This window comes from Paraglaciecola arctica, from assembly GCF_018861065.1.
GTDB classification, from domain to species: Bacteria; Pseudomonadota; Gammaproteobacteria; order Enterobacterales; family Alteromonadaceae; genus Paraglaciecola; species Paraglaciecola arctica_B.
This window is the reverse complement of sequence record NZ_JAHKQO010000016.1, coordinates 52419-79066: the sequence shown is the minus strand read 5'-3', so window position 1 is coordinate 79066 and position 26648 is coordinate 52419. Positions and strand designations below refer to the sequence as shown.

Below are 26648 nucleotides of genomic sequence, written 5' to 3'. Positions count from 1 at the left end.
AAACACGTATACCAGCCAGTTATACTGACTGGTATTATAGAGTTGCCAGCCTAAGCCAAATTTGGCCAAGACCAAAAGTTATTGCCTAATATTGATATTTAAACTTGAGTTGAATTTCTCTTGGAGGCGCCATAGCCGCCAAAATATTTGGACCAGAAGGGACCCCCCATGCCATGATTTTTTCATCCGTTAGATTTTTGCCAATTAATGAAATAGTCATATCTTCATCTGGTGACACAAAACGCATACTGGCATTAAGTGTTGTATAAGACTCTTGCATTACCGCATCAACATAAGTGATATCAGTATATTGGTCTCCTGTGAAGGCGATATCAGTTCTGGCATTGAAATCCCATTCACCGATCATGTCATCACCATAATACTCGGCGAAAACAGCACCCTTATTTTCAGGCGCATAGATCAAAGGTTGTCCAGACAGATCACATACACCATCCGCATTTCGTAAACTTGCATCACAATCAGCACCTCCAATAAATTCATCATAAGACGCGTCAGTAATCGAGAAGTTACCGCCAAGCGTCCAATTGTCAGATGCATACCAAAACAGTTCTAATTCAAGACCTTCACTGGTGCTGTCTGCGGCATTATCAACGGAAAACTGCGCGACAGTGCCTTCTAATTGTGTAGCTAATTGCAAACCTTCAATATCCATACTGAACAATGCAAGGTTTAAATTAAGCGCGCCGTCTAACCAAGTGGATTTGATCCCAACCTCAATAGATTGGACTTCTTCCGCATCAAACTCCATATCAGCATCTTGAGATTCTACACGGTCGCTAAACCCACCCGTTTTATGACCTTGTGCAACAGTTGCGTATGCATTGAGGTCATCGCTTGCTTGCCATTGCAAAGTAACTGAGGGTGTAAACTTGCTTTCACTTCTTGATTCAACACGATTCACTTCATCTTCTTCATGTAGAGGTATATCTGTTTGGTATTCATTTAGATAACGTCTAAAGGCAAAATCTTTATCTTCAGTCGCCCAACGGCCACCTAGAATAGCGGTCCAATCTTCAGTAAATTTCCAACGGGCTTGACCAAATAAAGCGAGTGTTTGGGTATCCTGAGTCCAAGGTTCCTCCTCAGTTTGTTGAGGACCACCTAGTGCTGGTAAGTTGAAATGTGACGTTTGCCCTCGCTCTAAACTACTATCTTCGTAATAAGCACCAACAATATAATCAAAGCTGTCACTTTCCTCAGATGTATAACGAACTTCTTGACTTACACCGTCGTATTTTTCATGGCGATTGGCTCTAAACAAGTTAGCAAGTCCCATATCTAAACCATGGAAATTATGGTCATACTCGTAATTTTGAACAGCTGAGATTAAGGTTAATATGCCAGCTTCAAATTCATGTTCAATGTTAAGTGTTACATTAGTTGACTCTTGATCTCTTGAAGGACAAAAAGAACCAATATCATTGCCAGCCGTATCCAACGAAGGTCCACAATTATAATGTACAACCCAGTCCAATTTAGGTTCGGTAATAGTGCTACCATCAGCGCCAGAAGCGGTTGATATGTCCTGCCAAACAGAAAGAGGTGGTCCACCAAAGGCATTAATTTCAGCGGTATCAGAACCTAATTCGGTATACTCCATATACTCAAGCTTTAATCCAACCTGCGTGTTTTCTGAGGCTTGCCATAAAAACTTGGCTCTTACCCCAGTATCTTCTCGATCGGCTCCATCTGGGCCATCCATAGTGTTTATATAATATCCATCTTTATCTCGATACAGAAAGGCTAAACGGGCATCTACTGTGTCACTCAATGCGCCTGTGACATACCCAGAAACTTCTTTCGTTCCGCCTGTGGTGCTGAATGAACTAGCAGATAAATTAATACCATAACCAAAGTCACTATCTGGATTAGCCGTGCGCATTATCATGGCACCGGCTGCGGTGTTTTTACCAAACAAGGTTCCTTGCGGACCACGTAATACTTCAACTGCTTGAATATCCATAAATGGATGTAAATTGATTGCCGCCCTACTGATATATACGTCATCTACAAATCGGCCTACAGACTGCTCAATTGAGTGGGACGTGCCGCCACCGAGTCCTCTGACATATAGGTTCGGCAAAATTGCCGCGCTATTAATTTCAAAGTTAGGAATTAAAATAGAAAGGTCTTCCACATCACTGATGCCAATTTTTTCCATTTTTTGAGCGGTAACCGCTGCGACTGAAACAGGCACATCTTGAATACTGGCAGTCCGTTTAGTTGCTGAGACCTGGATAACCTCATATTCGTGGTCGTCAGCCACCTCTTGAGCTAGAGCTTGATTAATTCCCATCGTTAGCGCGGATACAATAAGGCATCCACTAAGGTTTTTTAGTTGTTTTTGTTTATTGATTTTTGTATTTATCATTATCTTCAACCTTCTATGTGTTTCGTGCGTGTGTTGTACACTTCTCCAAACCACAAATGGCAACGTCTATAATTGATATGCATATTTGTTTTGGATTAGCTTATAAGTTGAACAAAGATTAATTAGTTGGTTGAATAAAATGAAATTACTAGTTGTTGTCGACGCATGAATATTTTTTAACAATACATTTACTTAAAAGTAACCATAAAAAACTAAAAAGTAACATAAATACTAGCAAATAAATGTTCAGAAAAAACAGTTTAAAGCGCTGCACCTCAATTTATACAAGGCCTAAAAGCTTGAAGATGTAATTGGGATTAGAAAAATTTCCTGCTAACAATATTTGTTAGCAGGAAATTTAATTACGAATTTTCAAAACTTAAAACTATAACAATTAATTTAAAAACCATGAAAAAATAAAACACTTCCAAATTAGTTTATGAATTATTCATGTAGTTATTTTTTAATTATTGTTAGTTGAACCCAAAGTTGGAGATAACTCGGGGAGTTTTTCTAGTATGCGCTGCTCCCATAAAGGAAAGTCGCCATACTTTTGCCGTAGAAAATTGATAAAAATACGTACTTTCATAGGTACAAAAGACGAACGTCGGTAGTAGGCTGAAAGCTGGGCTCCCTGAATTCTATAGTTAGGAAGTACTGGCACCAAATTTCCTGACAACAATTCTTTTTCTATAAAAAAAGCGGGCATCATGGCCATATGTTGGCCTCTCATAACAGCAGCTCGAATCATCCATATTGTATTTGTTAATACATCTGGTTCGATAGGTATTGCTACAATTCGATTTCCTTGATGAAAGCGGATTAAACAATCTGGTGCAATATGACCATTGTGGGCAAACCTATGTGCAGTTAAATCTTCTGGTCGTTGAGGAGCGCCATTGTTTTTGATGTATTCTGGAGTCGCGACAATTAAGCGACGCAGCGGTAATATGTCCATATTTTCTAAGGTGCCACCTTCGCGGCCAGAAGTCTGTAAACAAACATCAAATCCCTCTTGCACTGGATCACAAAACCTATCGTGTTGTTGAAGTTCAACTTTCAAATCAGGATGTTCTTGTTGAAATTCGCATAAATCATTCGATAAATAAGCCGCAGTGAAAGACGATATACAGCTCACCCTAAAATTTCCAGTTAGCCCCCATTCAACCGAACTTACGGCCTCTTTAGCTTCTTCAAGCCCAGCCAGTAGATGTACAGAACGCTCATAAAAGTCAGCCCCCCCGTCGGTAATGGTTAAACGCCGAGTAGAACGCTGAATAAGTTGTAATTCAAGATGGTCCTCTAGTTGATTCACTCTTTTACTAATAACCGACTTCACTGCACCAGTTTGACGCGCAGCCTCGGCAAAGCTACCCACTTCAACCACTTTAACAAAAGCTCGAATACATTCTAATTCATTCATCGCTAACCCTAACTGTTCGTAATATGAGCACTTAAGGGTGTTAAAAGTCACTCATTAATTCTAAAAACAATTCAATATCATATACCCAGTTGACGAGCAACAAAAAACCCACAATAAAAACTCAATTTATTATCAAAAAAATAACAACAATAAAACAACATAATCATTGATGCGCTCTGAGATAAAGGGATGGAGACTAGTGGTAAGTTGAGCAATGTTTGTAAACTAAAAATAGTAGTTATAAAAATAATGGTTAAAAGACCACATAAAATCCTGTTTTTTATTTAAATAATTTAACATCTAAAAGCTTGGGCACCATTCCAAAACACCTTTCTTAAAGCTTTCTCTTTGTTGTAAACGCTTGGCCCACGCATCAACTGCGGGAAACTTTGAAAAGTCATAACCCGCTCCAGATAAAGTAAAGTGCAAGGGTAGCCAGGTAATATCTGCCAATGAGAATTGGTTTCCAATCATCCATTGGTTATTTTCCAAGATAGCATCAGCTTTTGCGAAAAATCCATCCAGAATTGTTTCCGCAACCTTGGCATCAACAGCAGAGAAACCTTCGCCACTAGATTTTTTATGAAAGCTTAACAACTCTTTATTTTTCTGGAGTTTTTCATAGGCTGCTTTTTGTTCATCTGATTGTTTCATTTTGCCCTGCATTTTATGAAAATAAATAAATGTTTTGATTCCCTTTACATGAATATCAACCGCTGATTTCATCCACCAATACATTTTGTCTAGCTCTTTTGTAGACGTAGGTTTCAAGGATGGTTCTGAAAAAGTTTCGTCTATGTAGTCAATAATGTCATCGGACTCAATGATCACTACACCATCATGCACAAGAGTAGGTACCACGCCATTAGGATTGATTCCAAAATACTCGGGAGTAATATGTTCCTTTTTAGGCAGGTCAAAATGATGACTTACCCAAGGAAGTTTCTTTTCTTCTAAAGTGATACGTACACGCATTGCGCAATTAGATAAACTTGCGTGAAAAAGATGCAAGCCTTTATAGTCAAGCACTGCCTTATTGGTTGGAGTGATAATTCCCATATAGTTACCTTTGACATATTTGAAAGCGAAATTTCAATTAAAATTGAATCGCAATAAGAATGAAGGCCTCACTATAATTAAACTCATCTTAATTGATAATATATGCCATTTAGTGCTAGCCGTTTCCATTTTGGAAACAAAAAACACTCAAGCTTGTAACAAACCACTAAAAAAAGACTAACGGAAATTATGAATTCACCTTATCTAAGCTTTGAACACCTTTAAATCACGGCGCTTTCCATAGAAATACAGCCTCCTCTTGCGGCCGTTACATTTAATTTTTATTCATAGTAAAACAGCCTAAAAAACACCCTAACACCATTAAAGTAAATAAATAATTAAGTTAGAGGAAAATCACTTTTCAACAATAGACAATAAATATTCATACCAAACCACCATAATTCATGTTAAAAGTCGACTTGAAATATTTACAAAATGGTTACAGCTGATGATTTCTATAGATCCAAACGGTATTCCTGAAATTAGTTTAAGACAATTAAGAGCTTTGGTTTTTGTCGGAAAATTAAAAAACGTCACTCGGGCTGCAGAGGAGCTGAACCGGTCACAAACAGCCGTGACAAAAGCCATTACAGATTTAGAATTAACAGTTGGAAGAAAACTATTTGATCGTACATCAACGGGCATGATCCCCACTACCTATGGAATAGCATTGGCGATGCGTGTGCAAAAAGCCATGGATGAGCTAAAACGTGCTGGAGAGTTATTCTTTGAGTATTCGCGCAGTAAAAAGTCGTTCGAAAACATACCTATTTTTTCTATGGATATTAGCTATAAACGTTTATCTGCATTTATTGCCTTGTACCAATTGCGCAATATTCCGAGGGCTGCTGAACAACTAAACATAACTAAAGCTGCCATTTATAGTTCTGTTAGACAAATGGAAGAATGGCTAGACATGGAGTTATTTGATAACGGACCTAATGGCGTATCCCCCGTGTCGTTTTGCCATGTTTTAGCGCAACACGTAAAGTTAGCTTTTGCTGAAATACGTCATGGCATAGAAGATATGGCAAACATAGACGGCATTACTTGTGGTAGCGTCAAGATTGGAACTTTGCCTTATACCCGCACATATCTGACCCCAAATGCTATTAACTTGTTATTAAAAGACTTTCCGCAGTTAGATGTCTCTACCTATGAAAGTACCTATTCGGCAATGGAGTCTTCGTTACGTAGTGGTGATATAGATTTTATTATTGGTGCGACTCGCGCTACAAAAACCAATATGGATATTCGCACAGAAATTCTATTTGACGACAAATTAGCCATTATTGCGCGAAAACAACACCCTCTTATCAACAAGGCTAAAGTGACCTTGAGTGAATTAAGTCAATACGGATGGGTACTGCCCGAGTTGAACACCCCTTCTGGGCAGTTGTTTATTGAAACAATGAAAAGTCATAACTGTGAAATGCCTAAACACGCTATTCACACCAGCTCTTTATCTATGGTCAGAGGGTTACTAATAAGCAGCAATAGAGTCGCTTTATTATCAGAACATCAGATATATTATGATAAAAACAGCGATCTATTAGACGTACTGCCAGTAGAAATGGAAGATACCTCTCGATCAATTGGTATAACGATGCGGCGCCACACAAAACCGTCTCCTGCGGCACAGTTATTTTTAGATAAGTTGCATCAAGTTGCTGATAATCTAATTAATCTAGAGTAATGCCTTATCGTTTATTTTCAGAATACATTGATAATTTTTCATTTAGTTACCGAGCTTCCTTGTATTAAGCTAAAAGCTCGTTGTTTAGCTAGTTCAGTGGCGTTTAAATCAAAAGATAATTTATGGTGATTGGCAAACCCGTGCGTTGCATTTTTATATATATAACATTCAGCATCAGGATTAGCCTGTTGCATTTGTCTAATCACGTCAATTGGTGTGTGCGTGTCGGATTCAACAAAGTGAAATTGAAAAGGACATTGGGGGGTCCTCGGTAAATAACTGGTTAATCTTGTCCCATAATAGGCGATACCTGATTGTAATTGGAGTTCGCTAGCAGCGAGATAAGCAATTCCCCCACCCCAACAGAAACCGATAATTGAAATATTGTCTTCTTCTAAAACATTCATCGCCCCTTGAATGTCACTTAAAATATGTTGTTCATCACATTGTTTGACTAATGCTAGGCCTTTTTCAGCTTGATCGTAAGCAATTACATTATCATCTGTTATACGGTCAAACAAAGCGGGTACAATACAAGAATAGCCTGCTGCAGCATATTGGTCTGCCAACTCACATAGCTGTTCAGTTAACCCAAAAATTTCTTGGACAATAATAATGGCGCCCTTAGCGACTCCTTTTGGCCTGCTAAAATAAGCAGATAATCTATGCCCATCGGTCGCAACGATTTTAGTTAAAGTTCTCATCTTGGCTCCTATTTAATTGACACTATTAAAACAACACTTAGGGGCGTCAGAAAGACCTTAGACCAAATTTCATCTCGTTTTAACCTTTTATAATTGGTGATTAGAAAGCATAATTTTCTACAATAGCGGCCAATAATTATTTACCAGAGGCAATGTTATGCGTGAAAACCGAGACTACAGCGATATCCCTGGCACCTATGTGTTTGATTCTCACCACAGTATGCTTGGCTATCCCTTAAACATGTTCTGCATGTCTCTCAATAAATCTGAAAACAGAGATAAATTTCGTGCCAATGAGTCCAGCTATTTAGACCAATATCCGGTGTCAGAAGAACAGCGAAAAGCGATATTGGAACGAGATTGGTTAGGTATGCTTCGTTTGGGAGGCAACATTTACTACACCTTCAAACTAGCTATTTTTGATGGTTTAACCATGCAAAAAGTAGGGGGCTTAATGTCAGGTGTTGAAGAAGAAGAGTTTAAAGCAATGATGATAGCTGGCGGCAGAAAACCTGAAGGCAATCGTTATAAATCAGAGTGGGAGAAAAAATAAATGGCTAAAATCACTTCAGGTGTGGGCACATCCCATGTACCAGCAATAGGTGCAGCAGTAGACAAAGGGTTAACCGAGCAAGATTATTGGAAACCTTTGTTTAATGGCTATGAAAAAGCCCGAGAGTGGATAGCAAAAGAAAAACCTGATGTATGTATTGTTGTGTATAACGATCATGCTTCGGCATTCTCACTAGAATTAATCCCTACCTTTGCGATTGGTGTTGCACCAGAATTTATGCCTGCCGACGAAGGCTATGGCCCACGTCAAGTCCCTCCCGTAAAAGGTCATCCTAAATTGGCTTGGCACCTTTGTGAAAGCCTAATTCTTAACGAATTTGATATCACTATTGCCAACAAAATGCCTGTTGATCATGGCCTTACGGTTCCTTTATCGATTATGTATAACCAACCCGAAGAATGGCCCTGTAAAGTAATCCCCTTAGCAGTTAACGTAATTCAGTATCCGCAACCTTTGGGTACTAGGTGTTTTGCATTAGGTCAAGCCATTCGCGAAGCCGTTGCATCATTCGATGAAGATTTAAAAGTTTGTATTCTTGGTACGGGCGGCATGTCACATCAACTACAAGGTGAACGTGCAGGCTTAGTCAATGAAGAATTTGATATTGCGTTTTTGAATGACCTAACAGCCGATCCAGAACGATTAATCAATATGCGTCATGCCGAATACTTACGAGAATCAGGCTCTGAAGGAGCTGAATTAGTGATGTGGCTTATCATGTTAGGGGCTCTAGAAGATCCTAAAGAAATTCATCGCACCTACCACGTACCCGCTTCAAATACAGGAGCAGGATTAATCGTTCTGGAAAGTAAATGAGCCAATTCACCACAGATAAAGACTGGTTAAACTGGTGTCCTAATCCAGTTAAACCTGATTTCAAATTACCAGCAGGTGCTATAGACGCACACTGCCATGTATTTGGTCCAGGTGCTCAATTTCCTTTTGCAAAAGAGCGTAAATACACGCCATGTGATGCATCTAGAAACCAGCTTTTTGCGCTTAGAGACTACTTAGGTTTCGAGCGCAACGTTATTGTGCAAGCGACTTGTCATGGCGCTGACAATAGCGCTTTACTCGATGCCTTAGTGCACAGTAATGGTAAAGCCAAAGGCATTGCCACTGTAAAACCTACTGTTACAGATGAAGAGTTACAAGCTATGGATTTTGCTGGGGTTAGAGGGGTTCGCTTTAACTTTGTAAAACGCCTTGTTGATGCCTTGCCATTTGATTCACTTGAGAAAATTGCAGAGCGTATTAAACCTTTAGGATGGCATATAGTTATCTATTTTGAAGCTCAAGATCTTGCTGAGTATTATGACTTCTTTACTTCACTTCCGGTCACTGTAGTGGTTGATCATATGGGCCGACCAGATGTATCAAAATCGGTCACGGGTAGTGAATTCGATTTATTTATTAAATTGCTAAATGACAACCCAAACTTTTGGTCTAAGGTAAGTTGCCCAGAACGCATATCTCTATCAGGGCCAGATAACTACACTGACGTTATTCCTTTTGCTCGCAGAGTGGTTGAAACATTTCCTGACCGTGTACTTTGGGGAACCGATTGGCCCCACCCTAATATGAAATCACACATGCCTGACGATGGAAAACTGGTTAATTTTATACCTAAGATTGCACCTACAACTGAGCTGCAACAAAAATTATTGGTTGATAATCCTCTTAACCTATATTGGCCTGAACTAAGTGTGAAAACCAAAAAATGAAAATTTGTGTAGCCGGTGAAGGTGCGTTTGGTACTAAACATATTGAAGCACTTTGCAATATAGAAAGTGTTGAGGTGAGTTGGTTAGTGGGTGGTGAACCTAATAATACCCAAGCTGTGGCAGAGAAGTTTAATATTGCCAATTGGAGCTGCGATTTATCTGACGCGTTAAATGATAACGATATAGCAGGAGTCGTTCTTGCAACGCCTACCCCAATTCATGCGGCCCAAGCGAAACAAGTCATGCTGGCTGGAAAACATGTCCTTGTAGAAATACCTATGGCTGACAATTTAGCTGACGCCCTAGAACTTGTCGCTATTCAAAAACAAACGGGTGTAATTGCAATGGCAGGACATGTCCGTCGTTTTAATCCTAGTCACCAGTGGATACACAACAAAATTCAGCAAGGTGAGTTGAAAATCCAGCAAATGGATGTTCAAACTTATTTTTATCGGCGCAGTAATACTAATGCTAAGGGTGAGCCCCGCAGTTGGACAGATCACTTGTTATGGCATCACGCCTGTCATTCAGTCGATTTGTTTCAATACCAAACTGGACAACAAGTATCTCAATGCTACGCCTTACAAGGGCCAATCCATGCCGAATTGGGTATAGCGATGGACATGAGTATCGGAATGAAAGTGCCAGATGGCGCTTTATGCACCTTATCTTTATCTTTCAATAATGACGGTCCATTTGGCACCTTCTTTCGCTATATATGCGACGAAGGGACTTTTACCGCTCGCTATGACGACCTATTTAATAGTACAGATAATCCAATCGATTTAAGTCAAGTAGCCATCTCTAGCAATGGTATAGAGCTGATAGATCGTGAATTTATCCAAGCTATTTCTTCAGGATGCGAACCAAACAGCAGCCTTCAACAATGCCTAGGCGCAATGGAAACACTACACAAATTAGAGCAATCTTTGTGCCCCTAAAACGTAAACCCAAATGGCTAGCGATTGTGTTTAGGCAGGATATTTTGATTAGAAGTACCAAAATAGCGTTAGTGGTAGGTACCGTTTTGGCGATGCTAAATCATGGTGATAAAATTATTGATCATCAATTGACACTAATTGATATCTATAAAATGCTGGTCACTTATTTAGTACCCTTTTGTGTATCCACTTACTCTTCTGTACAAAACGAATTAAGCCATTACAACTGAACAGCTGTTTAGATTTCAGTTAAACAGCTCATTGCTTAGCCAAACCTACGCGACTCGCACTAACAACTTAACGTATTCTCCTTTAAATAATTCAAAAAAAGGTACTCAACGCACCTTTTTATTAGTTTACTTTTTGCTTAAGCAAGATTGTGTATTTGTTCCATCACATGGGAAGACATACCGCCATCTACAGGAATATTAGCCCCCCGTATCCAAGCGCTATCATCCCTAAGTAAGAAAACAATAACTGGGGCAATATCTTCAGGTGTTCCTGCACGATCCATCACTTTCATATCTTCTTCCGCCCTATCACCTAATGTTTCAATGAAATCTTTTAAGATCGGTGTGTCGACTGGGCCTGGACTAACGCAATTCATTCTTATCCCGCGGTCGCGCCATTGCCAACGATTACGCATTGTCCACACTAATAGCGCTTCTTTACTGAAAAAATAACTACGGGGTCCTGCAACATCATGCTTATCACAAAACTCAGCGACATTATCAAAATTAATATTATCTAAGGTATCTTTTACCGCATCAACTGATTGCGGCCAACCAATCCCAGCCAACGACGCCACATTAACAATAGAAGCTCCATGATTCATTTTGCTAATCAAACCTTCAGTCAAATAACGCAATGCAACGAAGTTAACGGTCATCACCATATCTCGGTCTAATGTGGGTGGTAACCCTGCTATATTGCACAAGCCATCAATGCCATCAATTTGTGCAATCGCTTCGTCAATAGACTTTTGTTCAGTCAAATCAACTTGAATAAATTTATCGATATTTTCACTCGCGATGTTTCGATCTAGCCCAACAACTGTTGCTCCTTGTTGCTTTAGCAATTTTGCAGTATGAGCACCTATACCCGAAGCGACCCCAGTTACAACGATTGTTTTATTATTTAGCATATAAATCTCCAATGGATGCCAGCAAGAAATAAAGATAATCTGAATGTCTTACGTTATTAATTCGTTACCTAAATGTTAAAGACTATCTGCCAATCTAAAAACTATCTTGAGAAAATATCATTCAAAATAAAACAAATGTCATATTAACCTTGTGTCTTGTTCCGAATAAGCTTGAAAACGCAGAATTAAATAGGATTTAGGCCCTATAACAACCTTTACTGGCAGTCACTATAACGTATTTAATTCCCTACATTAGACGATAAATACGAACAATATGTTGTGATTAATACTAATTATCAATTTATTTGCGATCAAATATAGTGTCAACACAACATATTGTTCACAACTTAAAAACATTAAGTTGATTTGTAACCGCGGCACCGACACTGTCTTCACCAAGTGGTGCCCGCAAAAAATTAGGAATACAGAATGAGTCAAAGATTAACAGGCAAAGTTGCAGTAATAACAGGAGCAGCACAAGGAATTGGCGCAGCGTTTGCGAAAGGAATGGCTGCAGAAGGTGCAAAAGTTGTGATTGCTGCCCGCTCAGACAGCACCAAGGTAATAAATGAAATAATTGAATCCGGTGGTCAAGCCATTGGCTGTATCGTTGACGTGACCGATAACGCGTCACTACATGCTATGGTAGAAAAAACTGAACAGTTTTTTGGTCCAATAGATATTTTAGTTAACAATGCAGCTGTTTTTTCTCAACTTACCTTAAAACCGCTAACTCAAATTGACGAAGAAGAATGGGATCAAGTCATGAGAGTTAATGCTCGTGGTCCCTTTCAATGTGCCAAGGCTGTGATACCCAGTATGCGCAAAAATGGCGGTGGCAAAATAATCAACATATCGTCAGGCACGTTCTTAAGAGGTGCCCCGATGTTTTGCCACTACGTGACCTCCAAAGGTGCAGTTGTTGGCCTGACTCGCGCATTGGCATCTGAATTGGGCCAAGACAATATACATGTCAACTGTATTGTCGTGGGCTTGACCGAAAGTGAAGGCGTAAAAAACCACAAACAAATATTGGGCGCAGCCAAAGAAGGGACACTCGCAGCGCGGATAATTAAGCGTTCAATGCAGCCTGATGATCTGCTTGGCGCGGTCTATTTCCTGAGTAGCAAAGACAGTGATTTTATGACGGGGCAATGTATTAATATTGATGGTGGTGCACTTAACTACTAATTACCCAAGATGATTTTTAAGCTGTTTTTGTAAAATGTTCCATTTAATCTACCACGGGTTGTTAATCTAACAACCCTATTTTCCCACACCTCTTTTTTAATCATCTCACTTTCCCTATCACTTTTTAGTGAAGTAACCTGCAATTACGAGTGCTTGAATATTTATTGCCTATGCCTAGTCATATCGACAATCCTACTAATTCGTATTTTTTACTTGGTTCATAGCCTTCAATTTTTTATTACACGCAATGAAGATCCCCGTAATGCTGCGCACTTACTTTATTAGAAAGTCCGATAATTTAAATAACTAAAGAATTAGCCATTGTTCGTAAATCGCGTACTAACAAGCCTTTTTATCTTATGTTGTAGCTCATAAATGTTTCAATTATATTAATTCCATGTTTTAGATGTTTAAAATTTGTGATTGAAAATAGGTAGCAATCATGATTCAAGCTGAAACTAGACAAATAAGAAGCTGACTAATTACATAACAATAAAATGCCTGCGGAGGCTAATATGACTGAAGAAAACGAAAGAATTGATGCAGTAGTTCATAAATATGAAGACATTCCTATTCAAAAGTTTGGTGAAGGAATTGATCTTCGAAGAGTCGGTATGAGCACAGTCGCCCAAACTTGGGTTGAAATGAAACAAGGATTCACTTCCCCACTCCATCGCCATGAGGATGAACAAACTGTTGTGTTGATTAGTGGAAAATTGCGGGCCCGTAGTGGCCCTCAGGGAGAGGAAATTTACACTGAAATGGCACCAGGCGACGTACTTCTGGTACCCAGCAATGTGGTACATCAAGTTGAGGCACTTGTTGATTCAGTATTTTGTGAAGCATTTGGGCCCGGTCCAAATTTACAAAAAGGAATTCAAACTGTATTCATGCGCAAACAAAGAAGAGCAGAGGCTCAAGCAAAAGCGGCTGAAGATGCGTCAAAAGCATAACAAAATCAAACTTGGCAAACATTTCATTTGAAACACGGTTTGCCATACAAATTATTAATAATTATTTCGGAGACAATGAATGACCACTATAACTTATATTGAACATTCAGGTACAGAGCACAAAATTGATGTAGAAAATGGTAAGTCTGTCATGCAAGGAGCCGTTGAAAATATCATAGATGGCATTATTGGTGAGTGTGGTGGATGCTGTAGTTGTGCCACTTGTCATGTCATCGTTGATCAAGCTTGGTACGAAAAAACTGGCGGACCAAATGAAACCGAACTAGATATGTTGGATGCCGTGCCTGAACCTACGCCTACTAGTCGTTTAAGTTGCCAAATTAAAGTAACCGATGCGCTAGAAGGTTTAATTGTTCAATTACCAGAGGAACAATTCTAATAAGCGCAATATCCTTAAATACTGCCATATGAATTAGTCATATCTTTACCTGGACTAACTTCCCATAAAAGATCAGTTCTCAGAGCTGGTCTTTTTATTAAGAATTAACAATTTATTTAATTTTATCAGATACTTGCAATAGATGCATTGAATGCAATATGCGTCAAATCATGCTCATTTAAGATCTAACATGTCCCTTAAAATACCAGTCAATTGTAATTCATAGAGAGACAATTCTTTTTCAATCTATATCAGTAAATCCTCCTGATAAAATATACTTACATAAAAATAAACGGTGTCATCACATGTCAAAAACCTGCATAGTCATTGGTGCCAGTCACGCGGCTGGACAACTTGTTACCAGTCTTCGTCAAGAAGGCTGGCAGGGTAGAATTCTGGTTATTGGAGATGAATCTGAATTACCCTACCACAGACCACCTTTATCCAAGTCCTTTTTAGCTGGCGAAAAAACAGCCGAAGAAATACTCATTCGCCCCCAAGCCACTTATGAAAAAGCAGATGTTGAGTTTTTACTAAATAAACGTGTCACTAAAATTGAGCGTGATATTAAGGCAATCACCTTAGACGATGGCCAACAGTTGTTTTATGACAAGCTGGCTTTATGCACGGGGGCTAGAGTAAGAGTAGCGCCCATTCCCGGTGCTGAGTTATCAGGGGTCTGTTACCTGCGTACCCTAGCTGATGTTGAAAAAATTAAAGGCCATGTTACTAATGGTGGTAATGCCGTAATAGTAGGTGGTGGATACATAGGCCTAGAAACAGCAGCCGCTCTCAATAAACAAGGTATGAAAGTCACAGTACTAGAGATGGCATCTCGAATATTAGAACGTGTCACCTGCTCGCAAATATCTGATTTTTATACGCGAATTCATCAAGAAGAAGGCGTCGATATAAAAACCACAATACAAGTTAGTGAATTAGTCGGGTCTACAAAAGTAGAGTCTGTAACTTGTGCTAATGGTACCAAGATACCAGCAGATTTAGTGGTAATTGGTATTGGTATCATCCCTAATACCGAGTTGGCGCAAGAAGCTGGGCTTGAGGTCGATAACGGCATAGTGACAGATCAATATGCCCAAACAAACGATCCTAATATTGTGGCATGTGGAGATTGTGCTAATCACCCTAATGAATTATATAATCGCAGAATTAGATTAGAATCAGTACCCAATGCTACAGACCAAGCAAAATCAGCGGCTGCGTCAATATGTGGTAAACCAAAAGCATACAGTGCATTACCTTGGTTTTGGTCAGATCAATACGATGTAAAATTACAAATTGTTGGCTTAAACCAAGGTTACGATCAAATTGTTGTTCGCGGTGATATTAACCATAGCCGCAGCTTTGCAATATTCTATTTGAAAGAAGAGGTCATTATTTCAGTAGATTGTATCAACCGCCCTAAAGAATTTGTTTTCTCTAAAAAATTAGTCGCGAATAAAAGCTCAATATCCGCTAAACGACTAGCTGACGAGTCTATACAGGTAAAACACTTATTAGAAATCGAATAGCCAATTCAACGCGATATTACGAACTTGTTTGTCAATATCGCGTTGAATATTATCGTGTATGGAAAACCAACTTAATCTTCTTATGCCAAACTAAATGGTTACCTATTCTCAATAATATGACTGCACTTAAGGCCCATCACTTACATTAGTATGAACACTGCGCTGAATTTCACTTCACTTTAAGAGCAAAACAGCTACCTAGGAACCATTATCTAGCCTACAAAAATATCAAAGACTAACGCTTTCTGTAGGCACCTTTAATTGACAACTACCCTTTTATTGCCGAGATTATACACGGACATTTTGTTCATTCATCTCTAGGCAATATAATCATAGGCACTGCTACACTATTGCTCGCGATTAACTCACAATTAATATTGCAGGCCTGATTTTCAGCTACGTATAAAACTTGTTTAAAACTTAATCCTGCAGAAATAGTGATCCTTTCAACTTCCTCATCAAAACGTTGCTCTACGGTTGGTTTGTGCGATTTGACTTGTTCCCTTGCAGTAATCACTTTAAGGTCGTTAGATGATGCAACTTCACTCAACAAAAGTGCATACTTTTCAGCTGCACCTTGAACTTTAAGGCGAGTGGCTTTTTTATACCATAACAGTGCTTTTTCAGTATCTTGCTCCAAAAATATGCCTCTATGATAAAAGTAAGCTTTTTGATAAACAGCAGCCGGTTCATTGGCTTTTACGGCTTTATTTAAGTGCCTTAATCCTACTTTCACATTTTTATCTGTTGCCATGCCTAATAAATACATAGTAGACAAAGCATGATGAGCCAACGAAGAACCTTCTCGGGCAAATTTCTTAAAAAACTGCAACTCACTCGCACAATCAGAATTGCAGTAGCGCATAGTATCATCGTTAGAAGCCATGGCGTTTGCCGAAATCACCCAGCAAAACATAAGGGAAAGCGTTAATCTCATATTTATTCTTTACACAATTGAAGTGAATTTAAGACTAGCATTTACAAATGACCACTACAATTCAAGCTATTTAACTTGCACGGCCTCGCAGTTGATGAGCTATGTTAACTGACTCTCCTTGGACTACTAAAGGGTACTCAGGTTCGAGCTTCTTTAAAGCTTCAGATATATCATTACATGATTTAAGTCTCTAATTTCAATATTAACGTCTAAAGGTCTACTTTGGATGTCATGATTCCCAGTAGCGCCCTCTAACACTTTAGAGTTTAGTAAAGTACCCAGTTCATTAAGTTTCTTCCACGCCCGCCCCTTCTTCGTTGCGATGAGTAGCCATGTCCCCATCGCAAAGCAGTAGGTCAATTTCAATATTTTCATCTTTTATTGTATCTAGAAGATGAGTCCAAAATTTATTTTCCAACGATTCTGACTCAAAAGTTAGCCTGGAAGATTTATTACTGTGTCAACTTCCGATTTCGGTTGAAAATGCAAGTCATCTACCACTGCTATTTTTAGAGGCTTTTTTCAAAATTTATTGCCTAGGATTACATATAATAAATTACACCCACAAAAAAAGGTCTTGGTATTACCCAAGACCTTTTTTAAAATTGGTGCGCCTAGGCATACAAAGCTCGAACTTTTTTGACGTACTTATTGAGTGGGAACAAGCTTTGAAAAAATTTAAGTAGGTTGCTTGCGAGAGTTCGCGACATCTTATTCCTTGAAAGCAAAATGAAAGACTTAAAAGCGCTGGTGATGAAACTTTTCAACGCTACAAACTTGCCGCTAAAACCATGAATACATTTTCATTTTTCTGTTTAAGCATGGTCATAATTAAAAATGTCCAAGCTATACTTATCATTCATTTGTGACTATGTTGGTAAATCATTTTCTTCTGTGTCTATTGGAGTTATGATTGATTTGGTCAAGTAGGACACAAACGTTTTAAGGGAATTAGTTTGGTAGGTAAATCTCATACAGAAAAAACCTCAGCAGCTGGGACAATCGTAGGGTTTGATTTTCAGTACTATTTCTTTCTTTACAAGCTACTGAATTTGAAAAAGGATGAGTCCATTGGGTTTGATGACACAGTTCTTGGTCTTACGCTTGAATACTCTTGCTCAGCACCTGTTGTTGGTGTGATATTTTATGCTGGCAATGATTTAGGTAAACATTCGCCTGAAAAGATTGCGGCTTACATGAAAACTGAATTTGAAAAGAATGGCGTATTAGCCAAAGTGTTTATCAAAGAAAATCGCGAACATGGCTCAAGCAGTTCATTTCTGGTAAGAGGAGGAAGAAAAGTCATGAATCCAGTTGACCCACTATCAGCCATCAAAAACATCGAAGATTTTGTTGCCAATATCAAACTGGTTTTCTTTGCTGACAAACTGATAACGTCATCTGAATTAGAAAAATGGATTAAATCTGATGTTGCATATATTCCTAAAATTAACTAAGAGTATTGCTTGAAAATCAAATGGCTCTGACCCCATCGATTATTGGTTGAAAATCAAATGGCCCTGACCCCATCGATTATGTAAATTAATCAAATTAGTTTACTTGATATCTCTTATTACCATTGTGTTTCCCGTTGTGTTCGCCATTCTTTTTGTGCGGTGAAGATAAATTTACCGGCCAAAGTTACGAACATCGTAAAGGGTGGATAGAAGAGCGATTGTTGTTTTTAGGAACTGTGTATTCTATCGATATTTGCGCCTATGCCGTCATGAGTAATCATACCCATGTGGTGCTGTGTGTTGACAAAGACTTGGCTGAAAGCTGGTCATTTGCCAAAATATTTAACATCACAAGGCTTCTGTTATCGACGACATTAGCTTACATGAGGTTATGCAGACATAGCGCCGTCGATAATTAACTTCGATAAAGTAACTAAATTAAGATTGTTTCTTAAATCGACGTAGTGCTAAACCCATAATACCCAATGCGAAGATTGAAATGGTTGATGGACCAGAGACCTCCCGGGCAAGCCAACGACCGTTTTCCAACGTGAAGTTTGTGTCAATAACAGTTCTAGCGCTAATAAGAAGCGTATCACCTGTACTAGACCTAAAACACGCCGAGTTTCCCTGCTGCAGACAGTTGCTCGAGGCAAGGCCTCTGATGCGATCTATCGACTTGCCGTCGGCTGAGAATATCATTGAGAGTCCATTCACCAAATCCGTCAAATCCCAAGTAATCCCGAACAAATCTGGACTCGTGAAGTCAAAACTTATGACACTTGCGAATGAAAATGGCGACAGACCTAACGCTACAGATTCTTCTATTTCGAATGACCCTCCCCAATTATTATTGCCGCCACATGTTGGATCGTCACAAACAAAATCATAAATGATCCCTGCATTAGCAAAACTGCTAACAAATAATATGCAACCAGCTAACCCCATTTTTATATACATAATTAATTCCTAGTTTTAATAATTTTCCATAACAGCTAATACCAAGTCATCTGATAAAGTAACCTAATCATTCGTAAATAATCAGTCGATACCAGTGCCAAAGACCGGAAAACATAATCTTTGGCTGCGTTATATTAGTAAGCGTTTAATAGCTACAAAAACGACAATGAGTTGAAATTTTTTTATCATATGGGGAAGAAATACTAAAATAGATGATCTTATCGCCACTCCTCACGGACAATTACACAGACACCCAAAGTAAGTAGCCAGAAAAATAGGCTCTACTAGTTCCCGCTATGGAGACTCCGCCACGGCTTTACCCGCCTCTAAAGTTTCAGCACAAAAACGCTTATTTTAGGAGCAAAGGGCATGGATGCCATTTGAGCGAAAGCTGGATGGACACATTTGTAGCGACCCTAAAATAAACCGTTTTGTGCGGTTAAGGACTTTTGTACCGACCGACATTTTGGATTACTTTTTTTTTGCTGTTGACCAAACATTTGATAGATAAATTTAGAACGCATTTCAATGCGACCCGAAGAGTGAAATACATGGACGTATTTAATAGTAGAGTAACAGGCTCGAAGGGACTGGAGTCAAAAGCGATCAATGACGATGGCGCGAAGCGTGTCTAAGCTTTTAGCTTTTAGCTTTTAGCTTTTAGCTTTTAGCTTTTAGCTTTTAGCTTTTAGCTTTTAGCTTTTAGCTTTTAGCTTTTAGCTTTTAGCTTTACAAAATATTAAACCAGAGGTTTAACAAAAAAAGGTCTTGGTATAACCCAAGACCTTTTTTAAAATTGGTGCGGATGGGGAGACTCGAACTCCCACGGCCTAAGCCACAGCCCCCTCAAGGCTGCGTGTCTACCAATTCCACCACATCCGCGTATAAGTTTTAATTAGGAACGTCTTCTTCTTTAGGCGCTTCAGTAACTGGAACATCCAAATCTGAAGTTGCTTCTTGTAGTGTCTGTTCTGTTACCGGTACATCTGATTCTACAACCTGCTCAGTCACTGGCACTTCAATATTTTGCCAATCGTCTTCTGCTTTTTCTTTGTCTGCAGTTTGGTTACCCAAAATCAAACTAATAATAAAAAACAAAGTAGCAAGAATCGCCGTGGTTCGCGTCAAAAAGTTTCCTGAACCTGTAGAACCAAATACAGTATTTGAGCCACCGCTACCAAAAGATGCGCCCATCCCAGCACCTTTACCTTGCTGGATTAGAACAAATCCAATCAACATAACTGCGACAATCAAATAAACAATAACTAATATTTCGTAAAAAACCATGTGCTGCCTCTACTGATTTGCCGCTTGGCAAATACTTAAAAAATCTTCTGGATTCAAACTGGCACCGCCAATCAAACCACCGTCTACATCTGCTTGAGAGAACAACTCTTGAGCATTATTACCTTTAACACTACCGCCATACAGAATCACTATATTGGCCGCAATGTTGTCATCTTGTTTCGCTAGATGCGCGCGAATAAAAGCATGCACCTCTTGCGCTTGCGCTGGGCTAGCTGTTTTACCTGTGCCTATCGCCCAAATTGGCTCGTAAGCTAATACAACATTAGAAAATTGACTTACGCCAACTCTATCTAATACTGCATCTAATTGTGCGGCGATATAATCGAATAACGTGCCATCTTCTCGCACACTTTCTGGCTCACCTACACATAAAATAGGGGTTAACTCGGCTTTTAAAACCTGTTCAACTTTACTGGCGACTAATTCATCGGATTCAAAGTTATCTGCACGACGTTCAGAATGCCCAAGTATTACATACTCACAATCAAATTCTTTAAGCATCGATACTGAAACTTCACCAGTATGGGCACCTGAGTCAAATTGACTGATATTTTGCGAGCCCAATTTCACTGAGCTGTTAAAAAGTGAGAAATAAGGAAAAGGAGGACAAATTACTACATCCATATTTTCCAAATTAGCAGCACTGAGTTGCTTTTGCATTTGCTCAACCAGAGCTTTGTCACCATTCATTTTCCAATTTCCGGCAACTAACTGTCTACGACTTTTTGCTTGCACTTTCTGCTCCTTGTCGCACCAATAAAAAAGCGCGCGAGATATTAACTAACCCTATGACAATATACAAGTAGCTATACCTAATATTGCCTTGTAAACCTTATTAATCGGTTACTTTACGCACAGCTTCCGCAATATACTCTGCCCATCGACTAGAATCTTGTGCGTCATTCGCTTCAACCATCACCCTAATAAGGGGTTCTGTTCCACTTTTGCGCAATAAAACTCGGCCTCTGTCATCTAACGCTTTTTCTGCATCCACAACCGCTTGTTTAACCTCAGCACTTTCAAGTGGCTTAGTGCCTTCAGTAAATCTAACGTTGATAAGCGTCTGCGGGTATTTAGTCATTCCACGGCTCAATTCGTTTAGAGTCATATCCGCATTTAACATCGCAGCCAACACTTGTAAGCCTGCCACAATACCGTCGCCCGTAGAGGCGGCAGCCAAATTTAATACATGCCCAGAGCTTTCCCCTCCGATTGACCAGCCTTTTTTCTTGAGTAGCTCCATAACATGGCGATCTCCTACTTTACTGCGCAAAAACGGCACGCCTAAGGTACCTAGGGCAACTTCCAAACCCAAGTTGCTCATAACAGTACCCACTACTCCACCGTTTAGCCGACCACTTTTAAGCGCGTCCCTCGCAATAATATACACAATTTGGTCACCATCAATTACGTTACCTTTGTTATCAACTAACATTAAACGGTCGCCATCACCATCCAGCGCAAAGCCCAAGTCGGCGCTATTTTCGAGAACACTCTCAGTTACGGCTTTCATAGAGGTTGCGCCCACTTTACGATTGATATTTAATCCATCAGGCTCAGTTCCAATCTCAATCACTTCGGCGCCTAATTCACTGAGTACGTTGGGTGCGATGTGGTAGGTTGCGCCATGGGCACAGTCGACAACAATTTTTAACCCTTTTAAGGACAGTGCAGAGGGAAAATTACCTTTACAAAATTCGATGTAACGACCAGCAGCATCACCAATACGCACCGCTTTACCTAGTTTATCTGAAGCAACACATTCCATGGGTTTATCCATTTGTTCTTCAATGGCGATCTCAATGGCGTCGTCTAACTTCATGCCGTCTGCGGAGAAAAATTTGATGCCGTTATCGTAGTAAGGATTGTGCGAAGCACTAATCACTATGCCGGCTTCAGAGCGAAATGTTTTAGTAAGATAAGCAATAGCTGGGGTTGGCATGGGACCAAGCAAACCGATATTAATACCTGCTGCAGACAAACCCGCTTCTAATGCAGATTCCAACATATAGCCTGAAATACGGGTGTCTTTACCTATTAGAACCTTGTTTGTTCCCTGCCCCGCCAAAACTTTACCTGCGGCCCATCCTAGTTTCATCACAAATTCGGGGTTAATTAAGGTTTCACCCACCTTTCCGCGAATACCATCTGTTCCAAAATATTTTCTATCGCTCATTATTCTTCCTGTAATACTGGACTAATCATGGTTTTACCCACTTTTGCTTTAATACTATCTTTACCAAGACATTTTCTAGTAGACACTTGTAGCACTAAAAGTATTGATCATATTCACTACTTTAACAGCATCTACTGTCTCTTTAACATCATGTACTCTAATTATTTGCGCCCCTTTTTGTGCTGCGATTGTAGCTACAGCTACATTTCCGGCAAGGCGCTGTGTTACATCCCTTTGTAATAAATTTCCAAGCATAGATTTACGAGACATACCTGCTAAAACGGGCACATTTAATTTATGAAATTCTTCTAACTCCGCCAACATTTGGAAATTATGTTGCAGCGATTTACCAAAGCCAAAACCTGGATCAACTATGATTTGTTCAATTGGCATACCGGCTTGTAAACAAATAGAGATTCTCTGCTTTAGAAAAGTTTTCACCTCGTTTACCACGTCATCGTACTGTGGGTTTTGCTGCATGACTCTTGGTTGTCCTTGCATATGCATTAAACATACTGGGACTTTGGCTGCGATAGCGGCTTCTAGTGCGCCATTTTCTTGCAGTGCACGCACATCATTAATTAAACGTGCTCCGGCCTGTATTGCTTCAGTCATCACCCGAGCTTTGCTTGTGTCTATCGAAATTATGGTGTCAAAACGTTGAGATATTGCCTCAATCACAGGGATAACACGATCTAACTCTTGTTGCACAGACACATCTTGAGCACCGGGTCGGGTAGATTCTCCACCTATATCAATAATGTCAGCACCTTCGTCTAACATTAAAGCTGCATGGGTTAGTCCATTTTCGAGCAAATTAAATGTTCCTCCGTCGGAAAATGAATCCGGCGTCACATTTAATATCCCCATTACTTTAGGTGTAGATAATTCTAAAAACTTATCTTTAAACTGCATAAGTACTCGATAATTTATTCTTGTGTTCAACAAGCCATAATAAAAAAACGCCTTGTTGAACAATCAACAAAGCGTTTTAATCACAAGCAATTAGTCTAGCTGGTTGCGTCGCCAGGCTTTCCTACATTAGGTTTGACTGGCTTGTCATCTTTTTTATCATCTGTAATAGGCGCGCCACCCGAAGGTTTTCCGCCATCATCTTTGTGATCACGTTCCCAATCAGCTGGGGGTCTTGGTTCAACTCTTGCCATTAAATCGTCAATTTGTTTGGCATCAATAGTTTCGTATTTCATTAAACAATCTTTCATTGCTTCCAACACATCGCGGTTTTCAGTCAGGATTTTTTCAGCTCTTTCATAGTTGCGGTCGATGATAGATTTGATTTCCGCATCTATCGCTCGAGCTGTATCGTCAGACATATTCTTAGACTTAGACATACTGCGACCTAGAAACACTTCACCTTCTTCTTCAGCGTATAACATTGGGCCCATTTTCGAGGATAGTCCCCACTGGGTAACCATTTTACGAGCAATTTCGGTGGCGCGTTCGATATCGTTAGATGCGCCAGTAGTGACACCTTCTTCACCTAAGGTCATGTTTTCGGCAATTCGCCCACCAAACAAACTAGAGATCATGCTTTCTAGATGTTGTTTACTGTGGCTATATCTGTCTTGCTCTGGCAGGTACATAGTGACACCCAACGCTCTGCCGCGAGGGATAATCGATACTTTGTATACAGGATCATGCTCTGGCACCAAACGACCAACAATGGCATGACCGGCTTCATGATAAGCAGTATTGGTTTTTTCTTCTTCAGACATCACCATGCCTTTACGCTCAGAGCCCATCATGATTTTATCTTTGGCTTTATCAAACTCTTCCATCGAGACAACTTTTCTACCAGAACGGGCAGCAAATAAAGCGGCTTCGTTGACCAAGTTGGCCAAATCGGCTCCTGAGAACCCTGGCGTACCTCGGGCAATCAAACTCGCTTCAACGTTGTCGCCTAATGGTACTTTGCGCATATGTACTTTTATTATTTGTTCACGTCCACGAATATCGGGCAGACCAACAGTTACTTGGCGGTCAAAACGACCGGGGCGTAATAATGCCGGGTCTAGCACATCTGGACGGTTAGTCGCAGCAATAACAATGATGCCTTCATTACCTTCAAAACCATCCATTTCTACTAACATTTGGTTTAGAGTTTGTTCTCTTTCATCATGGCCACCACCTACTCCAGCACCACGTTGACGGCCTACGGCATCAATTTCATCGATAAAGATAATACAAGGAGCAGACTTTTTAGCTTGGTCAAACATATCGCGTACTCGAGATGCACCGACACCAACAAACATTTCTACGAAATCAGAGCCTGAAATGGTAAAGAAAGGTACTTTCGCTTCACCAGCAATCGCTTTGGCTAGCAAAGTTTTACCCGTTCCCGGAGGACCTACCATTAAAATACCAGTAGGGATCCTGCCACCTAATTTTTGGAATTTACTTGGGTCACGAAGAAAATCGACTAACTCAGACACATCTTCTTTCGCTTCATCACAACCTGCCACATCGGCAAAAGTGGTTTTGATTTGGTCTTCACCTAACAGGCGCGCTTTGCTTTTACCAAAAGACATGGCACCTTTTCCGCCACCCCCTTGCATTTGACGCATGAAAAATATCCACACACCAATCAGTAATAACATTGGAAACCAAGAAATAAAGATAGACGTTAACAGAGACGACTCTTCAGGCTCTTTACCAAAAACCGCTACGTTGTTTTCAATAAGCTCGTCCATCAATGCAAGGTCAGTGTAGGGAATGATAGTTGTGAATGCTTCACCATTGCGCTTCACACCGTTTATTTGCCCGGTGTTTCTATCGATTGTGGCACTACTCACTACACCATTACTGACATCACGCAAAAACATCGTGTAATCAGTATTAGATGCTTTAGATTCATTTCCTGAAAAATTTTGGAAAACCGACATCAATACGACAGCGATAACCAGCCATAAGATTAAATTTTTTGCCATGTCGCTCAAGTTTTTAAACCTCTGTTGTTGCTAGAATCTATATGACTCTATGAATTGCGTCTTGCGCCCTATTACTTAGTGACGTTGAGACTACTATAATTTGTAACCGGTCGCCACCAGATAAACCTCTCTGGAACGCGCTCGGGATGATTCAGGCTTTCGAGTTTTGACTGTTTTAAAAGTTCTTTGCAATTCTTTCATAAAAGGCTCAAATCCTTCACCCATGAATACTTTGATTACAAAACTGCCATTTTTTTTCAAAACTTGGTGGCACATGTCTAATGCCAACTCGCTCAAATACATTGATTTAGCTTGGTCTATGGCGTCGTTTCCACTCATATTAGGCGCCATATCAGACATGACTACGTCTACGTTTTTACCACCTATTTTGTTCAATAATTCGTTTAAAACATTTTCTTCACGAAAATCACCTTGCAGAAATGACACCCCAATCAAAGGATCCATAGCTAAAATGTCACAAGCTATGACTAAACCGTCATCGCCTACCACTTTTGCCGCATATTGTGACCACCCTCCCGGAGCCGCCCCTAAGTCAACTACTGTCATGGCGGGTTTAATTAAACCGTCTTTTTGTTGAATTTCTTCAATCTTAAATCCGGCCCTAGACCTTAGACCTTGTTTTTGTGCTTTTTGCACAAATTTGTCGTCAAAATGTTCTTTCAACCAGCGCTGACTACTGACAGATTGTTTATTTTTGCTCATCGACCTGAAAAAAACACTGTATTCAAATTAGGAATAAATGGGAGATGGCGCTAGAATAGCGCTTTTCAACCATTCATCATTAATATATTTGTAAGAAAAACTAATCAATGACATTATCAAACAAGCAAAAACAACACCTTAAGGGCTTAGCCCATTCTATTAAGCCAGTAGTCCAGTTGGGCAACAACGGTCTGACCGAAGGCGTGTTGGCAGAAATAGACGGTGCAATTAATCACCACGAATTAATCAAAGTAAAAGTTCCAACTGATGATAAGGAAGAGAAAGCCCTTATCATTGACGCAATTGTTAGAGAAACGGGTGCATTCAAATTGCAAACAATTGGCCATGTAGTGGTGCTGTATAAGCAAAGTGAAGATAAAAAGATCGAGCTTCCTAAAAAATAAAG

At 39.7% G+C, this 26648-nt stretch carries 25 protein-coding genes, 1 tRNA gene and 1 pseudogene; 13 read left to right on the top strand and 14 right to left on the bottom strand.

From position 1 onward, the window contains the following. Positions 1-85 precede the first annotated feature (85 nt). The 3 genes from KO534_RS06360 to KO534_RS06350 form a co-directional block, all read right to left on the bottom strand. Complete coding sequence (locus KO534_RS06360; RefSeq protein WP_215928582.1) at positions 86-2392, bottom strand: TonB-dependent receptor; 2307 nt, start codon at positions 2390-2392, stop codon at positions 86-88. Between the two features lie 463 nt (positions 2393-2855). After that, positions 2856-3815, bottom strand: coding sequence for a LysR family transcriptional regulator (locus tag KO534_RS06355; RefSeq protein WP_215928580.1), 960 nt, complete (start codon positions 3813-3815; stop codon positions 2856-2858). Positions 3816-4115: 300 nt separating this feature from the next. After that, positions 4116-4874 carry a glutathione S-transferase family protein gene (locus KO534_RS06350; protein WP_215928578.1) on the bottom strand — a complete coding sequence of 253 codons (759 nt, stop codon included), beginning with the start codon at positions 4872-4874 and terminating at the stop codon, positions 4116-4118. A 448-nt stretch (positions 4875-5322) separates the two neighbouring features. Between KO534_RS06350 and KO534_RS06345 the strand changes: the two genes are divergently transcribed. Next, a complete protein-coding gene (locus tag KO534_RS06345; protein ID WP_215928576.1) occupies positions 5323-6570 on the top strand; it encodes a LysR family transcriptional regulator in 1248 nt (415 codons plus the stop codon). Between the two features lie 38 nt (positions 6571-6608). Here the strand turns inward: KO534_RS06345 and KO534_RS06340 are convergent, their stop codons facing one another. Further along, complete coding sequence (locus KO534_RS06340; protein WP_215928574.1) at positions 6609-7274, bottom strand: dienelactone hydrolase family protein; 666 nt, start codon at positions 7272-7274, stop codon at positions 6609-6611. Positions 7275-7431: 157 nt separating this feature from the next. Here KO534_RS06340 and ligA point away from each other — a divergent pair, with 157 nt between their 5' ends. The 5 genes from ligA to nrtS are packed head-to-tail and all read left to right on the top strand — an operon-like array spanning position 7432 to position 10743. After that, positions 7432-7827: a protocatechuate 4,5-dioxygenase subunit alpha gene (gene ligA / locus KO534_RS06335; RefSeq protein WP_215928571.1), complete on the top strand. Its 396-nt coding sequence runs from the start codon at positions 7432-7434 to the stop codon at positions 7825-7827. Next, positions 7828-8664, top strand: a complete 837-nt coding sequence (locus KO534_RS06330; RefSeq protein WP_215928568.1) for a class III extradiol dioxygenase subunit beta — start codon at positions 7828-7830, stop codon at positions 8662-8664. It abuts the gene before it with no gap. Continuing rightward, complete coding sequence (locus KO534_RS06325; RefSeq protein ID WP_215928566.1) at positions 8661-9572, top strand: amidohydrolase family protein; 912 nt, start codon at positions 8661-8663, stop codon at positions 9570-9572. Before KO534_RS06330 ends, KO534_RS06325 begins: the two co-directional genes overlap by 4 nt. Next, positions 9569-10513 carry a Gfo/Idh/MocA family oxidoreductase gene (locus KO534_RS06320; RefSeq protein ID WP_215928563.1) on the top strand — a complete coding sequence of 315 codons (945 nt, stop codon included), beginning with the start codon at positions 9569-9571 and terminating at the stop codon, positions 10511-10513. Before KO534_RS06325 ends, KO534_RS06320 begins: the two co-directional genes overlap by 4 nt. Further along, entirely contained in the window at positions 10504-10743 is a 240-nt protein-coding gene (nrtS, locus tag KO534_RS23595; RefSeq protein ID WP_215928561.1) for a nitrate/nitrite transporter NrtS, read from the top strand. Before KO534_RS06320 ends, nrtS begins: the two co-directional genes overlap by 10 nt. A gap of 137 nt (positions 10744-10880) precedes the next feature. On the opposite strand, the gene KO534_RS06310 is transcribed toward nrtS, so the two are convergent. Next, on the bottom strand, positions 10881-11657 hold the full coding sequence (locus tag KO534_RS06310; protein WP_215928559.1) for a coniferyl-alcohol dehydrogenase: 777 nt from the start codon (positions 11655-11657) through the stop codon (positions 10881-10883). 429 nt (positions 11658-12086) lie between these two features. On the opposite strand from KO534_RS06310, the gene KO534_RS06305 reads away from it, so the two are divergent. The 4 genes from KO534_RS06305 to KO534_RS06290 all read left to right on the top strand — a co-directional run bounded on the left by KO534_RS06305 (position 12087) and on the right by KO534_RS06290 (position 15733). Continuing rightward, a complete protein-coding gene (locus KO534_RS06305; protein ID WP_215928558.1) occupies positions 12087-12848 on the top strand; it encodes an SDR family NAD(P)-dependent oxidoreductase in 762 nt (253 codons plus the stop codon). 515 nt (positions 12849-13363) lie between these two features. Then, positions 13364-13801: a cupin domain-containing protein gene (locus KO534_RS06300; RefSeq protein ID WP_215928556.1), complete on the top strand. Its 438-nt coding sequence runs from the start codon at positions 13364-13366 to the stop codon at positions 13799-13801. A 79-nt stretch (positions 13802-13880) separates the two neighbouring features. Then, positions 13881-14201 carry a 2Fe-2S iron-sulfur cluster-binding protein gene (locus KO534_RS06295; RefSeq protein WP_215928554.1) on the top strand — a complete coding sequence of 107 codons (321 nt, stop codon included), beginning with the start codon at positions 13881-13883 and terminating at the stop codon, positions 14199-14201. A 305-nt stretch (positions 14202-14506) separates the two neighbouring features. After that, positions 14507-15733 carry an NAD(P)/FAD-dependent oxidoreductase gene (locus tag KO534_RS06290; protein ID WP_215928551.1) on the top strand — a complete coding sequence of 409 codons (1227 nt, stop codon included), beginning with the start codon at positions 14507-14509 and terminating at the stop codon, positions 15731-15733. Positions 15734-16040: 307 nt separating this feature from the next. Here KO534_RS06290 and KO534_RS06285 read toward each other — a convergent pair whose 3' ends face one another. After that, the gene (locus KO534_RS06285; RefSeq protein WP_215928549.1) at positions 16041-16670 is read right to left on the bottom strand and encodes a tetratricopeptide repeat protein; all 630 of its coding nucleotides are present in this window, start codon (positions 16668-16670) and stop codon (positions 16041-16043) included. A gap of 956 nt (positions 16671-17626) precedes the next feature. Between KO534_RS06285 and KO534_RS06280 the strand changes: the two genes are divergently transcribed. Further along, a complete protein-coding gene (locus KO534_RS06280) occupies positions 17627-18127 on the top strand; it encodes a hypothetical protein (RefSeq protein ID WP_215928547.1) in 501 nt (166 codons plus the stop codon). A gap of 84 nt (positions 18128-18211) precedes the next feature. After that, positions 18212-18456: pseudogene (locus KO534_RS06275) on the top strand (transposase); the annotation flags it as partial. Positions 18457-18565: 109 nt separating this feature from the next. Here the strand turns inward: KO534_RS06275 and KO534_RS06270 are convergent. The 8 genes from KO534_RS06270 to rlmE form a co-directional block, all read right to left on the bottom strand. Next, entirely contained in the window at positions 18566-19087 is a 522-nt protein-coding gene (locus KO534_RS06270) for a hypothetical protein (RefSeq protein WP_215928545.1), read from the bottom strand. A gap of 797 nt (positions 19088-19884) precedes the next feature. Continuing rightward, positions 19885-19969: transfer RNA gene (locus KO534_RS06265), tRNA-Leu, on the bottom strand. Positions 19970-19978: 9 nt separating this feature from the next. Continuing rightward, a complete protein-coding gene (secG, locus tag KO534_RS06260) occupies positions 19979-20374 on the bottom strand; it encodes a preprotein translocase subunit SecG (RefSeq protein ID WP_215928543.1) in 396 nt (131 codons plus the stop codon). Between the two features lie 9 nt (positions 20375-20383). Next, complete coding sequence (gene tpiA / locus KO534_RS06255; RefSeq protein WP_215928541.1) at positions 20384-21130, bottom strand: triose-phosphate isomerase; 747 nt, start codon at positions 21128-21130, stop codon at positions 20384-20386. 100 nt (positions 21131-21230) lie between these two features. Then, positions 21231-22571 carry a phosphoglucosamine mutase gene (gene glmM, locus KO534_RS06250; protein WP_215928539.1) on the bottom strand — a complete coding sequence of 447 codons (1341 nt, stop codon included), beginning with the start codon at positions 22569-22571 and terminating at the stop codon, positions 21231-21233. 75 nt (positions 22572-22646) lie between these two features. After that, positions 22647-23486 carry a dihydropteroate synthase gene (gene folP, locus KO534_RS06245; RefSeq protein ID WP_215928537.1) on the bottom strand — a complete coding sequence of 280 codons (840 nt, stop codon included), beginning with the start codon at positions 23484-23486 and terminating at the stop codon, positions 22647-22649. Positions 23487-23581: 95 nt separating this feature from the next. Beyond that, entirely contained in the window at positions 23582-25528 is a 1947-nt protein-coding gene (gene ftsH / locus KO534_RS06240; RefSeq protein ID WP_289848758.1) for an ATP-dependent zinc metalloprotease FtsH, read from the bottom strand. 84 nt (positions 25529-25612) lie between these two features. Next, complete coding sequence (rlmE, locus tag KO534_RS06235) at positions 25613-26242, bottom strand: 23S rRNA (uridine(2552)-2'-O)-methyltransferase RlmE (protein ID WP_215928532.1); 630 nt, start codon at positions 26240-26242, stop codon at positions 25613-25615. Between the two features lie 107 nt (positions 26243-26349). Here rlmE and yhbY point away from each other — a divergent pair, with 107 nt between their 5' ends. Then, positions 26350-26646 (top strand): ribosome assembly RNA-binding protein YhbY, encoded by a 297-nt coding sequence (gene yhbY / locus KO534_RS06230; RefSeq protein WP_215928529.1) that lies wholly within the window; start codon positions 26350-26352, stop codon positions 26644-26646. The last annotated feature ends 2 nt before the right edge of the window (positions 26647-26648 follow it).